The organism is Lactobacillus sp. B4007, assembly GCF_026535895.1.
In the GTDB taxonomy this organism is placed as follows: domain Bacteria; phylum Bacillota; class Bacilli; order Lactobacillales; family Lactobacillaceae; genus Lactobacillus; species Lactobacillus panisapium.
Genome location: NZ_JAFNPA010000001.1, coordinates 270,557 through 286,076 on the forward strand (window position 1 = coordinate 270,557; position 15,520 = coordinate 286,076).

The 15,520-nt window shown below is 39.8% G+C and carries 13 protein-coding genes and 1 tRNA gene; 2 read left to right on the plus strand and 12 right to left on the minus strand.

Annotation, left to right across the window (positions count from 1 at the left end; genetic code table 11):
• Window positions 1-27: 27 nt before the first annotated feature.
• Window positions 28-1,344, plus strand: coding sequence for a C1 family peptidase (locus tag J3U54_RS01345; RefSeq protein WP_220220177.1), 1,317 nt, complete (start codon window positions 28-30; stop codon window positions 1,342-1,344).
• 73 nt (window positions 1,345-1,417) lie between these two features.
• Here the strand turns inward: J3U54_RS01345 and J3U54_RS01350 are convergent, their stop codons facing one another.
• The 6 genes from J3U54_RS01350 to J3U54_RS01375 form a co-directional block, all read right to left on the minus strand.
• Window positions 1,418-2,356, minus strand: a complete 939-nt coding sequence (locus J3U54_RS01350) for a nucleoside hydrolase (protein WP_267384657.1) — start codon at window positions 2,354-2,356, stop codon at window positions 1,418-1,420.
• 9 nt (window positions 2,357-2,365) lie between these two features.
• On the minus strand, window positions 2,366-3,322 hold the full coding sequence (locus tag J3U54_RS01355; protein WP_103752254.1) for an ABC transporter permease: 957 nt from the start codon (window positions 3,320-3,322) through the stop codon (window positions 2,366-2,368).
• Window positions 3,322-4,467: an ABC transporter permease gene (locus tag J3U54_RS01360; protein ID WP_267384659.1), complete on the minus strand. Its 1,146-nt coding sequence runs from the start codon at window positions 4,465-4,467 to the stop codon at window positions 3,322-3,324. Before J3U54_RS01360 ends, J3U54_RS01355 begins: the two co-directional genes overlap by 1 nt.
• A complete protein-coding gene (locus tag J3U54_RS01365) occupies window positions 4,460-5,995 on the minus strand; it encodes an ABC transporter ATP-binding protein (protein WP_103752252.1) in 1,536 nt (511 codons plus the stop codon). Before J3U54_RS01365 ends, J3U54_RS01360 begins: the two co-directional genes overlap by 8 nt.
• 79 nt (window positions 5,996-6,074) lie before the next feature.
• The gene (locus tag J3U54_RS01370; protein ID WP_103752251.1) at window positions 6,075-7,145 is read right to left on the minus strand and encodes a BMP family lipoprotein; all 1,071 of its coding nucleotides are present in this window, start codon (window positions 7,143-7,145) and stop codon (window positions 6,075-6,077) included.
• Between the two features lie 124 nt (window positions 7,146-7,269).
• On the minus strand, window positions 7,270-8,361 hold the full coding sequence (locus J3U54_RS01375; protein ID WP_103752250.1) for a BMP family lipoprotein: 1,092 nt from the start codon (window positions 8,359-8,361) through the stop codon (window positions 7,270-7,272).
• A gap of 327 nt (window positions 8,362-8,688) precedes the next feature.
• Between J3U54_RS01375 and J3U54_RS01380 the strand changes: the two genes are divergently transcribed.
• Entirely contained in the window at window positions 8,689-9,198 is a 510-nt protein-coding gene (locus tag J3U54_RS01380) for a methylated-DNA--[protein]-cysteine S-methyltransferase (protein ID WP_323848292.1), read from the plus strand.
• A 5-nt stretch (window positions 9,199-9,203) separates the two neighbouring features.
• On the opposite strand, the gene J3U54_RS01385 is transcribed toward J3U54_RS01380, so the two are convergent.
• From J3U54_RS01385 to J3U54_RS01410, 6 genes are all read right to left on the minus strand, one after another.
• Window positions 9,204-9,857 carry an HD domain-containing protein gene (locus J3U54_RS01385; protein ID WP_220220181.1) on the minus strand — a complete coding sequence of 218 codons (654 nt, stop codon included), beginning with the start codon at window positions 9,855-9,857 and terminating at the stop codon, window positions 9,204-9,206.
• A gap of 24 nt (window positions 9,858-9,881) precedes the next feature.
• A tRNA-Thr gene (locus J3U54_RS01390) sits at window positions 9,882-9,954 on the minus strand.
• Window positions 9,955-10,013: 59 nt separating this feature from the next.
• Window positions 10,014-10,352 (minus strand): heavy metal-binding domain-containing protein, encoded by a 339-nt coding sequence (locus J3U54_RS01395; protein WP_103752923.1) that lies wholly within the window; start codon window positions 10,350-10,352, stop codon window positions 10,014-10,016.
• 126 nt (window positions 10,353-10,478) lie between these two features.
• Window positions 10,479-10,868, minus strand: a complete 390-nt coding sequence (locus J3U54_RS01400; protein ID WP_267384664.1) for an NUDIX domain-containing protein — start codon at window positions 10,866-10,868, stop codon at window positions 10,479-10,481.
• A gap of 127 nt (window positions 10,869-10,995) precedes the next feature.
• Complete coding sequence (tyrS, locus tag J3U54_RS01405; RefSeq protein WP_267384666.1) at window positions 10,996-12,261, minus strand: tyrosine--tRNA ligase; 1,266 nt, start codon at window positions 12,259-12,261, stop codon at window positions 10,996-10,998.
• Window positions 12,262-12,531: 270 nt separating this feature from the next.
• Window positions 12,532-15,507 carry an LTA synthase family protein gene (locus tag J3U54_RS01410; RefSeq protein WP_103752926.1) on the minus strand — a complete coding sequence of 992 codons (2,976 nt, stop codon included), beginning with the start codon at window positions 15,505-15,507 and terminating at the stop codon, window positions 12,532-12,534.
• Window positions 15,508-15,520 lie beyond the last annotated feature (13 nt).

Sequence of the window (15,520 nt, forward strand, 5' to 3'; positions counted from 1 at the left end):
AATTAGATTAAAAAAGGAGAATTATTAATGGGACACAAAATTACTGTTCAAGAGCTTGAAAAGTTTGCGAACAATTTTAATGACAACCCCAAAAATCAGGTTGTTGCCCGTGCTGCTCAAAAAAGCGGCGTTTCGATGGCAGCTTATAACGAGCGGGTTCAAAATGAACTGACACGTGTTTTTTCAACAGAATTAGATACTGAAAATGTTACTAACCAACTTCATTCAGGCCGCTGTTGGGAATTTGCCACTCTGAACATACTGCGTCATCAATTTGGTAAAAAATATCACTGCAAGAATTTTACTTTTTCACAAAGTTATAATTTTTTCTGGGACAAAATTGAACGTGCCAACACTTTTTATGACAACATTTTGGCTACCGCTGATGAAAAATTAAATTCACGTACGGTTGAAGCCATCTTAGGCGGAGCCGGCGAAGATGGCGGACATTTTCATATGGGTGCTGCTTTAATCGAAAAATATGGTGTCGTTCCGTCATACGCCATGCCTGAAAGTTTCAACGCCAATAACACTGATGCGTTTGGCAAGACTTTAGGCGATAAATTGAGAAAAGATGCATTAGTATTGCGGGAATTGAAGCAAGCAGGCAAAGACAAAGAAGTCGAGCAAGCACGCGAGCAATTTTTAAGTGAAGTCTACCAGATGACGGCAATTGCAGTCGGTGAGCCACCAAAGAAATTTGACCTTGAATACCGCGATGATGACAAGAAGTACCACTTGGACAAAGACTTGACACCACTTGAATTTTTACACAAGTACATGGGCGAGGTTGACTTTAATGATTACGTTGTTTTAACTAACGCTCCTGATCGTGAATATAACAAGTTGTATGGCATTCCATTTGCTGATAACGTTGGCGGCGTCTGCAGAATTAAGTTCTTGAATGTACCGATGGAATACTTAGAAACTTACGCTGTTAACCAGTTAAAAGATGGTGAAGCTGTTTGGTTTGGTAATGATGTCCTTGTTCAAAGCGACCGCAAGCAAGGATATCTTGACAGCGATTTGTACAAGTACAGTGACTTATACGGCGTCGATCTCAGCATGTCAAAAGCTGACCGTCTACGGACCGGTTCAGGTTACGCCAGCCATGCAATGGTATTAGTTGGTGTCGATGAAGATAAAGGCCAAATTCGCCAGTGGAAAGTCGAAAACTCCTGGGGCGAAAAGAACGGTGACAAAGGTTTCTTCGTTATGAACGACAAATGGTTTAAAGAATATGTTTATGAAGTAGTTGTCCACAAAAAGTACCTAACTTCTGAACAAGTTGCCTTAGCCGAAGGTCCAGTAACTGACCTGCCAGCATGGGATTCAATCGCCTAAGCCTAAATATTTAAATAACTTAAAAGACGAAACTCGTTAAACGAATTTCGTCTTTTTTTTGTCATTATCAAACTTATTCTGCCCGCATCAGAATTTCGTCAAATTTCTTGAAAAATAGCTTCTTATCAGCTTTAGTTACCAAGGTAATTTCGCGGCCGTTAGGATCTTCTTCCATTCGCCCGGCTGCAGTTCCGGTTGTAACTACCTTAACCCGCCTTTTTTCTGAAGCTAAAACTACTTCAGGATAAAGAGCACTAATTGCCGTTAAAACATCCCAGAAGTAGAGTTGCATCGTTTGAATTGGCGGATTAACGAGGAGGCTATAAGCCTGCCCCACTAAATCAATTGCAGGATACTTGCGTAAACTTGCCCAGTGCATCTTCAATTCGTCCGTTAAAGGCAACTCCTCACTACTTTCAAGGCCGATAACTTCCATTGCAATATTTGACTTAAGAACGCGTTCAACCGCAAACGGATCCCAAAAGGCATTCCATTCTTGGGTACCATCAGCGTTAACTTGAACCACATTGCCGTGACCATCAAGCGAGCCACCCATCCAGTAAAGCTTGGCAATTTTATCTTCAATCGCTGGGGCGGCATCAAGTGCACGTGCCAAGTCGGTTAATGGGCCCGTCATTACCAGCGTTACCGGCTTTTGGGCATTTTCCAGTTTAGTTACGATATCAAGATGAGCTGGTTGATCAGCTTCTTTAGTCGTCATCTTGCCGGCCTCATTTAATAGCGGCAAAGAGTTAAAAGAATAGGACGCTGTTCGCCAATCGGCCGGGAATTGATTGACCGCCCGAGAATTGGACTTTGCTATTGCTAATTGGTCTCCCCTTAAATTAAACCGATCCGTCATTTTGCGGCAAACTTCCACAGACGGATCAATATAACCGTCGGCATCAATTGCACTGACGCCAAGCAATTTAATATCGGGTGCGAGTAAGAAAAGCAAATACGACACTAGATCGTCGATATTACCATCATGATTAAAATAAATTTCTTTCATTTGTTCTCCTTATTTTGACTTAATATAATTTTGTCCGTCTGCTGCGGGTGCAACTGATTTACCAAAGAATAATACCAAAATGACAATCGTAATTACATACGGTGCAATTTGCATATAAACTGATGGGATATGATTGAAAAATGGCAGCTGGTTACCAATAATGCTAATACTTTGCGCAAAGCCAAAGAATAATGATGCCAGCATTGCTCCAAGCGGATTCCATTTACCAAAAATCATTGCGGCTAACGCCATAAAACCTTGTCCCACAATAGTTGAGATGGAAAAATTACCAGAAATGGCCTGTGCAAAAACTGCCCCACCAATTCCTCCTAAGAAACCAGAAATAAGAACGCCCGCATATCTCATGGCGTAAACGTTAATTCCCATTGTATCAGCTGCTTGGGGATTCTCACCACAAGAACGTAAACGCAAGCCAAAACGGGTTTTATATAAAATCCACCATAACAAAATAGAAACAATAATTGCCAGCCAAGCAGGTGCAGAAGTGTTTTTAAAGAAAATTGGTCCAATTACTGGAATATTGGCCAAGCCAGGAAAGCTGAAATAGCCAAAACTTTGCGTAATGTTTTCGGTTTGACCTTTATCATAAATCGCTTTAACGAGAAAGACGCCGAGGGGTGGAGCCATCAAGTTCAAAACCGTCCCACTAATGACATGATCCGCATGGAAGTTAATTGTTGCTACCGCATGAAGCAGTGAAAATACTAAACCGACTATTCCACCAACAATTAACCCTAGCCAAGGGGTGGCTTTGCCAAAGGTGGATGCAAAAGTCAGGTTAAAGACTACTGAGGCAAAAGCGCCCATAGTCATAATTCCTTCAAGGCCAACGTTTGTAATCCCAGAATTTTCACTGTAAACGCCACCTAGTGAAGTAAAGATTAGCGGCGTTGAGTAAACGAAGGTGGAAGACACCAATAAAGATAAAATGGTAAGCAAATTCATTAGTTTCGTCCTCCTTCAGTACTGGTTGCACTTGGTGCCTTGTCCTGAGTAGTAGCTATCTTTTCTTCTTGCTGCGAGTCACTAGCAGTTACCCGCTTATTTTTAAAGAGCAAGCCAATCACATATTGAATCGCCACAAAGAAAATAATTGCTGCAATCACAATCGAAACTATTTCATAAGGAATCCCGGCAATCGTCTGCATCCCCAAACCACCAATTTTTAAAATTGAAAATAAAATTGCTGCTAACAGGATGCCAATGGCAGTTCCACCACCCAGTAAGGCAACAGAAAGACCGTCCCAACCGATATCCAAGCTAGTTGTCTGGGTAAAGTAATTTTGATATGTTCCTAATCCCTGAACAACACCGCCTAAGCCGGCAAAGCCACCGGATAAAAGCATTGAATACAGAATATTTTTCTTCGTCGACATTCCGGCATAACGGCTGGCAAATGGGTTGGCACCAACCGACCGAATTTCAAAGCCGGTGGTTGTCTTTTTCATTAAGTACCAGTAAATGAACACGCCAATAATAGCTAAGAAAATGCCCGCATTAATTCGCGAATCGCCAAACATCGAGCTGAGCCAGTCAATTTTTAAACTACCATTAGCAGCAATTGTTTTAGTTGTGTCCGTATCAATTCTCATCGTTTTTGGCATAATCTGCTGCATTAAATACTGACAAGAATAAAGCACAATATAGTTCAACATAATCGTAGTAATCACTTCGTTGGTCCCAAACTGAGCCCGCAGCCAGCCGGCAATTCCGGCAACTAATGCACCGGCAGCAATCCCGGCAATAATTGCAAGTGGCAGCAATAATGCCTTAGGCATATTAGGATTAGCAAGCACCACCCAAATTGAAGTTAGCCAGCCAGCTTGTGCCTGTCCGGGTAACCCGATATTGAAAAAGCCGGCGCTAGAGGCAATGGCAAAACCAATAGCCGTAAAAATCAGCGGTGTAGCTTCACGAATAGTTTCACCGATTCCATTCATATTGCCCAGAGCACTCGAAAACATTGACGCATATGCTTCAAACGGATTATAGCTCCATATAAGCATAATTAAAGCACCAACTAAAAAGCCGGCGAGAATTGAAATAATTGGTACTAAGATTTTTTTAGTTTTGGGATTTACTTTAAGCAAGAGCGTTGCCTTCTTTCTTGATACCCGTCATTAACAAGCCTAATTCTTCATCACTGGTTGTTTCGGGTTTTACTTCACCGGAAATCTTACCGTCATGAAGAACAATAATTCGATCAGACAACTGCATAATTTCATCTAGCTCATAGGAAATTAATAAAATTGCTTTACCCTTAGCCCGTTCAAGGAGCAGCTGTTTATGAATATACTCAATTGCACCAACATCAAGTCCACGCGTTGGTTGAAAGGCAATAATCAAATCGCTGTTAAGGTTCAGTTCACGTGCAATGATTACTTTTTGCTGGTTACCGCCGGATAGGTCACTAACTGGCAGATTGCTGCCTGTAGTTCGGATATCAAACTTCTTAATCAACTGATTAGCATGCTGATGAATGGCATCATAATGCATTAAATGATGGCTAGAGTATGGCTCACGGTAATAATTTTGTAATGCCAAATTATCAGAAATTGAAAATGGCAAAATCAAGCCGTATTTTTGCCGATCAGAAGGAATATAAGAAACGCCCTTTTCAGTAATCTTGCGGACCTTTTGGTTAGTCATGTCTTCGTCATTAATCATAACCTTGCCGGAATCAACGTGCTGCATGCCAGTTAACGCCCGAGCTAATTCGTCTTGACCGTTGCCATCAATTCCTGCAACTCCTAAAATTTCACCTGCACGCAAGTTAAAAGATAAGCCCTTAAGCGTTAAAATGCCTTGCTTATTTTTTACCTTTAAGTCACTAACTTTAAGCGTTGTTTTACCTAGCTTGGCTTCAGGTTTATCCAGTCGCATATCAACATGACGGCCAACCATTAACTCAGCCAAACGATTATTAGATACATCTGCTACTTCAAACGTACCCACACTTTTACCAGCACGGATAACCGTAACCCGATCAGCAGCTCGCTTAATCTCTTCCAGCTTGTGCGTAATCAAGATGATTGACTTTCCTTCTTTGGCCAATTCTTGCAAGATCTGAATAAACTCGGTTATTTCTTGCGGGGTTAAAACAGCAGTGGGTTCATCAAAAATCATAATATCAGCGCCGCGATAAAGAACCTTCAATATTTCTACTCTCTGCTGCTGGGCAACTGTTATTTCGCCCACTTTTTTATTTGGATCAACATTTAAATTATACCGAGCAGATAACTCCTCAATCTGCTTTTGGGCTTTTTTGAAATCAAGTTTCGGGCCCTTAGTCGTTTCGTGGCCTAAAATAATATTTTCCAAAACCGTAAATGAATTCATCAACATAAAATGCTGGTGAACCATGCCAATGCCTAGATCCTTAGCTACAGTCGGATTTTTGACTGCTACTTTTTGCCCGCGAACAATGATTTCACCAGAAGTTGGCATAAGCAGTCCTGACAAAATGCTCATCAAAGTTGACTTTCCCGCACCATTTTCACCAAGAAGGGCTAAAATCTCACCTTTTTGCAAAGTAAGGTTAATATCATTATTAGCCTTAAAGCCGTTAAAGTCTTTGACTATATGCCGCATCTCAATTACATTAGTCGTATTTTTCATTTCAATTATTAATTTCCTTTTGTAAAAAACTCTTTGCATATTAATACACAAAGAGTTCTTAAAAACATTTAACTAACTGCTAATTTTGCGCAACTTTAATTTTGCCAGCAATAATTTCTGTTCTCGCCTTTTGGACTGCTGCCCAAGCTTTAGGCGAAAGGTTGCCCTTAGTGACGGAAACACCGTTACCCTTTAACGAGTAAACTAAATGCTTGCCACCCGGGAACTTGCCTTTAACAGCGTCATCAGCTAAAGATTTAGTGACAACATTTAAGCCTTTCAGCACTGAAGTTAAAGTAAAGTTAGCTTTTTTACCATCTTTTGCCTTATATTCGCCCATGTTTTGCTGGTCAACGTCAACACCAACAACCCAGACTTTTTGATCAGCTAGACGTGTTTGGTTATGTGCTTTTGCTTCCTGGAAAACACCATTTCCGGCAGAGCCAGCTGCTTGGAAAATCACATCACATTTATCTGCATACATCGATTGCGCCATTGATTTAGCCTTATCAGTCGAAGTAAAGTTGCCAACATATTGGGAACTGACAGTAATTTTCTTGTGCATTGCCTTAGCTGCGTCTTCAACGCCTTGCTTAAAGCCGCTTTCAAATGAGCCAATAATCGCTGACTTGGCACCGCCAATAAAACCAACCTTGTTAGTCTTAGTTGAGTACGCTGCAGCAACTCCGCCTAAATATGAAGACTGGTTACTCATAAAAGTTACGGAAGCAACATTCTTTTGACCAGTAATCACATCATCAACAATTACAAAGTTTTTCTTCGGGTTCTTTTTAGCAGCTGCACTGACAGAGTCCTTTAACAAATAACCGATACCAAAAATTGTCTTATAGCCTGACTTAGCAGCTTGATTAAAGTTAGGCGTGTAGTCAGTGGCACTATTTGACTGGAAATATTGATAGCCACTGCCTTTTTGCAAGTTGTGCTCTTTACCATAAGCTTTAAAGCCTTCCCAAGCAGCCTGATTAAAAGACTGGTCGTTGATACCATTACTATCTGTAATTAAAGCAATACTGTCCTTTTTACTTTGCGCGGTTGAATTCTGTTTTTTACCAGAACAACCACTCACCAGCAACGTAAATGACGCAGCAAGTGCTCCTAAAGACAAAAGCTTCGTAAATTTCTTACCCATAATTTTTCTTACCCTCCACAAAATACGAACTTTTCATTAACTACTTTATTATAAAATACGTATAATTTCAAGAATAAGATGTAATATAAAGGGCTTAAAAAACTATAGTTATGTTAAAGGCGAACTATTTAGCAGGGTGAATTGGCACTTTAATCTTACCAGCAATAATTTCGCTGCGTGCCTTCCGCGAATAGTTCCATGCCGTGTCATTGATATGACCACGCATAATGGAAACACCATTTGTATCAAGGCCGTAAACTAGTTGCTTACCACCAGGGAACTTACCGTTATATGCACGGTTGGCAATATCATGAGTAGCTACATTTACGCCTGTAATGACGGAAGTTAGGACAAAATTATCTTTTTTACCGTCCTTAGTCTTGTAGTTGCCGAGATATGATTGGTCAACATCAACACCGATAACCCAAACTTTTTTATCTGCAGCACGGTTCTGGTTAATAGCTTTTGCTTCTTGGAAAAGACCATTTCCGGCTAATCCCGAAGCATGGAAGACAATATCCGCTTTTTTAGCGTACATTGATTGGGCAATTGCTTTTTCTTTATCAGCACTAGTAAAGTTGCCAACGTATTGATTTAACAGGGTAATTTTCTTATGGAGCTTTTTGGCTTGGTCATTCACACCTTTAGTAAAGCCAGCGTCGAAGAGGTCAATAATATCACTGTGTGCACCACCGATAAAACCAATTACATTAGTCTTAGTTTGGGTAGCGGCAGCAACACCGGCTAAATAAGAAGCTTGTTCACTCTTGAAGTTTGCAGAAGCAACGTTCTTTTGGCCCTTAACCACGTCATCAACAATAACGAAGTTTTTCTTGGGATCCTTTTTGGCAGCTGCGCTAACAGCATCTTTTAGACTATAACCAATACCAAAAATGGTTTGATAGCCGGCCTTACTTGCCTGGTCAAAATTTGGTTCGAAGTCTGCTGCACTGCTTGATTGGAAGTACTGGTATCCATTACGGCCACGCTTGATGTTATGTTCTTTGCCGTATGCCTTAAAGCCGCGCCAAGCTGACTGATTAAATGAATTGTCATTAACACCAGCAGTATCAGTAATCAGCGCGATTGAATGCTTAGCATTATTGGTAGAATTACCACTACCGCCCTGTTTTTTGCCAGAACAAGCCGTCAGGGCAATCCCCGCCGTAACTGCCACCGTTGCAAGTGAAAAAATCTTCTTAATATTCGTCCTCATCTTTTGACCTCCTGTTTATTTCATTACCTAAAATATCAATATTTAGTAGCTATGTCAAAAGAACAGCACAACATAGAGTGTTGATATCATGCGGTTTGTATTTGGTATAGACCAGAATGTAAGCTTAATGCTATCTATTTTTGTATGCAACAAGCACAAAAACAAAATTTTTTTGATTTTACGAATTTATGTAAAGTTATCCTGATAGGAAACTCCTTTTACTCGCTATTAAAGTAAGAACTTTTAGGCTAAAATAAGCTTAAATATCACCAGTAAAAAAAGAGCCACGATTGACGTGGTTCTCTAAAAAATTAACGGTTAAATTTTATGAACAAGATTTTACACAAAGCAACCTATCAGTCGCCTCTTGGCGAAATGATCCTTTTAAGTAGTGATCAGTACTTACTCGGTCTATGGTTTAATGATCAAAAATTTTTCGGCGCAAACTATCAGCTAGAACAAGCAGATGAAAAAATAGTGTGGCCACTTAAGCTGACATTACAGTGGCTAACCGAATATTTCTCCGGGCAACAGCCCGATCCATTCGCAGTTCCAATCAAACCAGAGGTAACACTTTTTCGTGAGCAAGTTTTTCAGGAATTACAAAAAGTTCCTTACGGACAAACTACGACTTACAAAGAGTTATCTGACCAGTTGCAAAAACAGGAATCGAAAAAGATTAACAAGGCACGGGCAATTGGCGGAGCCGTTGGTCACAATCCTATTACCCTGATTATTCCTTGCCACCGGGTTATCGGCCAGGATGGCTCATTAATTGGATATGCTGGCGGAATTGAGCGCAAACAAGCCCTATTACAAATGGAGCAGGCGCTGTAGCACTTTTAAACATCCCATTCCGCCATAAATTCTTTAACAAAAGCACGCATGAATTCTGTTCTTCTGTGTGCTTCTTTTTTACCGCCAGCGGTATTCATCAAATCTTCAAGTTGGAATAACTTTTCGTAAAAATGATTAATCGTTGTTTCCGTGTGTTCACGATATTGATCGTGACTGACCAACTTCTGGGGCTTAATTTCAGGATCATAAATTGCATTTCCGTGAGCACCACCATAGGTAAAAGCACGGGCAATTCCCATGGCCCCTAAGCTTTCAATTCGGTCCGCATCCTGAACATATTCACCAGATACTGGCAATTGGTAATGATGCTCAATATTTTGGGAGAAAGACATATGCTGAATCGTAAACAAAATATCCTGGACTTCTAATTCAGTAAAACCAGCCTGGGGTAATAGCTGTTTAATTTGCGCGATAACCGCCTCAGGGTCCGCACAGATCTTTTCGTCAATCGTATCGTGCAGATACCCTCCTGCTTTAATAATTGCCACCATACGGCTATTAGGTCGTGCATCTGGATTATCCTGCAAATACATTTGACTAGCCAAATTGGCAACTCGCCGGCCATGATAAAAATCATGCCCGGTTTTTTCGTCTTTTAATTGCTGTTTAACAAAACTGGTAATCTTATCTAAATCCAACTTTATCTTCCCTTCCTTTCACTAAGCCGCTTCCCAGATTTGAACTGAGGACCTCCTCCTTACCACGGCGGTGCTCTACCTCCTGAGCTAAAGCGGCAAGAATATTCTATCAAAAAAATATCCACCATGTCCGGTGGATATCTCCGCAGTAATTAATTATTCTGCACTTGAGCGAAATTTCACTGCTGTTCCATAGGCAACAACTGATTGCATGTCACCACCAATTGTACCAGAATCAAAGCGCATCATCACAATTGCGTCAGCACCTTTTTCTACAGCTTCTTGCCGCAAGCGCTCTAAAGCTTGTTCACGTGACTTTTGCAACATTTGTGTATAGCTGCGGATTTCTCCACCAACCATTGACTTTAAACCTGCACCGAAGTCTTTAATCATATTTTTAGACTGGGTCGTTAAACCAAATACTTCACCGATAACCTCGTATTCCTTACCAGGTATATTTTCAGTTGTTGTAACTAATATTTCATCATTACTCATAGGTGAGCCTCCTTTATTAGGGCCTTTTAGTCAATAAGTTTATATTGCTAAAACCAAATTATGAATTAACAGATAGTAACATGTCAATCATAAATCCAAAAATAATAAAACAAATATTTACAGTCGCTATTTAATCACTGCTAGAATCTTGTTGCTTAATGCGGGTGGCATCAAGTTGATTTTTAACAATTCGGACAAAGAAACCCAAGCCGGTCGATAAACATTCGTACTGGTTGACCGCTCTTTTTCTTCGCCGCTAATGTCAGGCACAGCTTTTTGCCGATAATCAGTTAAAAAGAAGTATTCATCATCGATCACAAACAGTTGCCGTAATTGTGCTGGCGTTAACTCTATTCGTAATTCTTCATTAATTTCTCTAATGGCAGTTTCTCGTGGCGTTTCACTCCTTTTTGCACCGCCGCCAGGGACTACCCAATAATTTCGCTGCTTTTTTTGCCGATGAATTAATAAAATTGCCGTCAAATCAGGATTATAAATGATTACCCTAGCGCGCATAGCTATCATCCCCTCAAAAATTAGTTAATTCTATTTTAAACCACTTAATGCCTTTGCCCCATCATTTTGCCAAAAATAAAAACGACCCACTTTGTAAAATGCAGTAGGTCGTTTCTTAATCGTCAAATTAGGCAGTAATATTAACTAAGGTGTACTTTTTCTTCCCTTTACGGACAATAACGTATTTACCAGAGAAGGCCTTTTCCGGATCAACTACAAAATCAACAGATTGTTGCCGGTCACCATTAATATAAATTGCACCGTTAGTAACATCTTCACGTGCTTGCCGCTTAGATGGTTCAATCTTTGTCTCAACTAGGAAGTCAACAATGTTCTTTGCACTAGCATCTGCTTCAGCCGTAGGGGCACTCTTAAGTCCCTGTTCAATTTGCTTAACGGTCAAGTCCTTGATATCACCAGAAAATAGTGCATCAGTGATCATTTCTGCTTCTTGCAGGCCCTCTTGTCCATGAACAAATTTAGTTACTTCCCGAGCTAAAGTCTTCTGTGCAGTCCGTTTCCATGGCTCATTCTTAACTTGTTCTGCCAGCTCATCAATTTCTTCGTGACTGAGGAAAGTGAAGTATTTCAGGTATTTAACAACGTCACGGTCATCTTGGTTTATCCAGAATTGGTAGAACTCATATGGGCTGGTCTTTTCCGGATCAAGCCAAACAGCACCACCGGCTGATTTACCAAATTTAGTTCCATCAGCTTTTAGCATCAACGGAATGGTCAAACCAAATGCTTGGCGATCAGAACCCAATAATTTATGAATCAAGTCAATTCCTGCCGTAATGTTGCCCCATTGGTCACTACCACCAATTTGCATTTGAACACCATGTTCTCTATTCAATTGGTAAAAATCAATGGCCTGCAAAATTTGGTATGAAAATTCAGTAAATGAAATACCATTTTCTAACCGATTGGCTACAACATCCTTACTTAACATGTTGTTTACTTGGAAATGTTTCCCATATTCACGCAAAAATTCGATCAGACTCAGTTTATCCAACCATTCAGCATTGTTAACAATTTCAAAGTTCTCGGTCCCAAACAGTTTTTCCATTTGTCTGGTTAAAGCTAATTCATTCTGGTGAAGTTTTTCTGCACTAAGCAATACTCGTTCAGAGCTTCTACCAGATGGATCACCAATCGTACCTGTTCCACCACCGATAACAATAACTGGGTGGTAGCCTGCAAGTTGAAATCTCTTCAAAATCATAAAAGGAATTAAGTGACCAATATGAAGTGAGTCACCTGTCGGATCTGTACCACAATATAAGGCTAAATCATCGTGCTTTTCAAGATATTCAGCCAAACCTTTTTCATCAGTTTGCTGGTTAATTGCGCCGCGCCATTTTAAGTCCTCTAAGATATCAAAATTCGCCATCATTTTCCTCCAATAAAAAATCCCTAGATTCTAAATCGAATCTAGGGACGACTAAATTACTTTTTCATAGCCGTGGTACCACCCACGTTTGCGTTCAAATAAACGCCTTAACTTGGTCTTTAAAGAAACCACCCTGTTATTTGTATTTCGCTTTCTTCGACCTGTCTAGCTCACACCAGCCGCTAGTTCTCTGTCCGCTGAATCGAAGTGCTACTTAAATTGATTATAAATGATCATACTCATTTTTATTTAATAAGTCAATATCCGTTTTTACTTGTAGAATCCTTTAATTCCCAAACCATAAGCCTTACCAGCAGTCATATCATACTGAATAGTCTCATAGTCGGACAATAATTCTTGTTGCTTCTTAGTGAGATATTTTGGATCAATTACTTGACCCTTGCGACCAATTAACTCATAACCCTTATCGCCATCAAAATTAATGGTAATTGCAGGCAGTTTCTTATGAACCTCAGTTAAGAGTGCTTGGTATGGCGTTACCTTTGAATCAGTTTGTTCCAACATCATTGCAATAAAGTCACTGGAACTGACAAAGTTATTCGCCTTCCGTGGCAATCTCGTCTTAGCGCCGTGTTCACGCGCATATTTATTTGAGTAAATAAAGTAGCGAGTTGAGTGCATTTGTACCGGATATTTCGCAGTATAACTTTGTGAAATAATGCTTGGGTAGTGATCACCATAGAAGACCAAGGTAATCGGCTTCTTAATTTTATCAATCTGACCGATAAATTGTTTAACCGCCTTATCAGTGTATTGTGTCCCCTTGACATATGTTGCCATCTGTTCACGGACAGCAGGGGTGTTAAACAAATCACCGGAAATCTTGCCCATGTATTCGTTATGCGGATACCAATTGTTATAAGGCATGTGGTTCTGAATTGAAATCAGGTTAATAAACTGGCCGCCCTTACGTGAATTAATTTGGTGTAAACCATTTGCATACGTTGTAAAGTCGGAATTATAACCACTCTTGCCCAGTTTCTTTTGGTCAATAATCTTATACTTGGAACCGGCATAAACAAACTTATCGAACTTAAAGCGGCGATAATCTTCACGTCTTGAATAGTATGTACCAATAAATGGGTGAACAGCAGATTTGTAATCAAAGTTCATTCCAATTGTTGGGTAAAAGTCATAATTTGGCACAACCTGAACATATGGTGTCAAAGTTGATTTAAATAGACCCATATTCAGTCCGGTTAATGTCTCCCATTCCATGTTGGCAGTACCACCGCCGTAGCCAGCACTAAGCATCGTACCATATGAAGAACGTGACTTCATTGATTCAATAAATTTAACTGGATTTGGAGCGGAACGCTCAAATTTGATTGTTGGGAAGGTATTTGGATCAACAAAACTTTCACTCAAGTTAAAGACAATTGTTTGCTTTTGCAAATCGTTCTTGCGGTTTTTGTTAATCCTATTTGCTACCTTAGAATACTTGTCATTTAGCTGCTTGATTGTTGAAGCAGAATAGCCTGTTGCAGGCTGATCCATAATCTGCAAATCAATGTAGTTCAAGAAGTTTAAGACTGGCCCATTAACCTGAATATCCCGCTCAGGATTCCTAAATTTCTGCCGGTTATCAAATCCACGGTTAATGTGGTAAATAACCCCACCATCATGGTTAAAACGAAGTGGCGTCATGAATAAGAGCAAACTAATCAATGCCCAGATCCCACGCTTTTTCCATGAACCATGTTTTTTGATTGTAAATTTAAGTTCCAAGAAGACATCAAGTGCAATAATAATGACAATGGCTATCAAAATGACGATAATCAGTTTCTTGCCAACCATTGGCAAAAGTGTCTTCCAGTTAACAATTTCACTAATTTCAGTTGGGTAAATTGGTTCTCCACGAAGAAGAAGCTTAATTTTATTCGCAATTGCCCAACCAATCGCAATTAAACTGACAAGCATATTAGAAGTCCAATATCTTGTCGTAATAAAGTAAAAAATAGAGAACAAAGCATCTAAAAAGATCGTTGTCAAAATGATGGCAAAGAACTTAGTGCCCAGCAAGTAGACAATCGCATTAATAGTTGCAGCAGTACTGATTTGAATCCGTAGATTGTCCGATTCGATTAGAAACGAACCAAAACTTAGGATATAAAACCAGGCCCACGTTAACAAATTAATCCGGTTTCTTATGATAAAGCGGGTAAATATTTGCCAAACTTTTTCACAAATCTTAGCTAAACTGGACTCGTGGTTTAAATAATCAATTACTTTTATACAAGGCTTTAGCTTAAATAAGTACCGTTCTAGTAGCTGATCCCAAATAATAGCAATAATAATCATGATGACAATCATGATTAACTTGTTAATTACAGATGAACCAGTGAAACGGAAGGCATTCATAAACCGATTAGAAATCGGTGCGTCCATCAACATAATTACGGGAATGAAGTAACGCACTTGCTTTTCACTAAAAGTCATGATGATTTTCTTAAAAAGCAGAAAGGCAGCAACTACCAGTAAAAACATAAATGGCGAAGACGGATTGTTTAAAAATTCCCGATTCCAATCACCACCACCGTTGCCGGAAATGATTTGTGACCAATAAACGGCATCAAAACCAGAAACGCCGATTACTACAACAAAAAACGAAACTAAGCCACTTAATAGTGCAAGGGCTAAAACCTTACCCTTAATTTCAACGTTGGCTAAGAACATCCCCCATGCAAAAAATAAGATAAGGTACAGTCCATACAGTGAATACTGGAATGTCAAATTCCCCGCACTCAAAGCAAAGCCTAGCAAGGTTAGAATACTTAAAACTAAGAGATTTTGCTTTTCTGTTAATTTGTGTTGTAAATCATAAAGACGTGGCTGCACCAGCATACTGAAAAACAGACCCGCAAATAAAACGGAAGTGCTAGTAATAATTGGAAATAGCATCCCAAACACACGCCACATATTAAAGCGACCAGGCACCTTAATGAAGAAAAGAATGTAATAAACAATTAGCGTGACAATTGCCATCAGCCAATATTTAAAGCTTTCGCTCACGCTTTGTTTTTTCTTGCTATAAACAGCACCAAAGACCATTGGTACAATCATGATCGTTGCGTTGTGCAGCATATTCGGCATAAAGCGAACAAACGAATAATGTGCACGGGCAGCAATCCCCTTCAAGCTGTACATCTGGATCAGCATGAAAAGTGTAGCTGCTAGCAGACAAACAATCTGCACAACTTTTAACGTTTTTTTATTTTTATTCATGTTTCTAGTATCT

What these genes read in the sequence shown, in the direction of transcription:
- J3U54_RS01400 (WP_267384664.1), bottom strand. Translation starts at nt 10,868, where the DNA reads ATGCGCGCTAGGGTAATCATTTATAATCCTGATTTGACGGCAATTTTA.
- J3U54_RS01375 (WP_103752250.1), bottom strand. Translation starts at nt 8,361, where the DNA reads ATGAGGACGAATATTAAGAAGATTTTTTCACTTGCAACGGTGGCAGTT.
- J3U54_RS01380 (WP_323848292.1), top strand. Translation starts at nt 8,689, where the DNA reads ATGAACAAGATTTTACACAAAGCAACCTATCAGTCGCCTCTTGGCGAA.
- J3U54_RS01345 (WP_220220177.1), top strand. Translation starts at nt 28, where the DNA reads ATGGGACACAAAATTACTGTTCAAGAGCTTGAAAAGTTTGCGAACAAT.
- J3U54_RS01350 (WP_267384657.1), bottom strand. Translation starts at nt 2,356, where the DNA reads ATGAAAGAAATTTATTTTAATCATGATGGTAATATCGACGATCTAGTG.
- J3U54_RS01370 (WP_103752251.1), bottom strand. Translation starts at nt 7,145, where the DNA reads ATGGGTAAGAAATTTACGAAGCTTTTGTCTTTAGGAGCACTTGCTGCG.
- tyrS (WP_267384666.1), bottom strand. Translation starts at nt 12,261, where the DNA reads ATGGCGAATTTTGATATCTTAGAGGACTTAAAATGGCGCGGCGCAATT.
- J3U54_RS01410 (WP_103752926.1), bottom strand. Translation starts at nt 15,507, where the DNA reads ATGAATAAAAATAAAAAAACGTTAAAAGTTGTGCAGATTGTTTGTCTG.
- J3U54_RS01365 (WP_103752252.1), bottom strand. Translation starts at nt 5,995, where the DNA reads ATGAAAAATACGACTAATGTAATTGAGATGCGGCATATAGTCAAAGAC.
- J3U54_RS01355 (WP_103752254.1), bottom strand. Translation starts at nt 3,322, where the DNA reads ATGAATTTGCTTACCATTTTATCTTTATTGGTGTCTTCCACCTTCGTT.
- J3U54_RS01395 (WP_103752923.1), bottom strand. Translation starts at nt 10,352, where the DNA reads ATGAGTAATGATGAAATATTAGTTACAACAACTGAAAATATACCTGGT.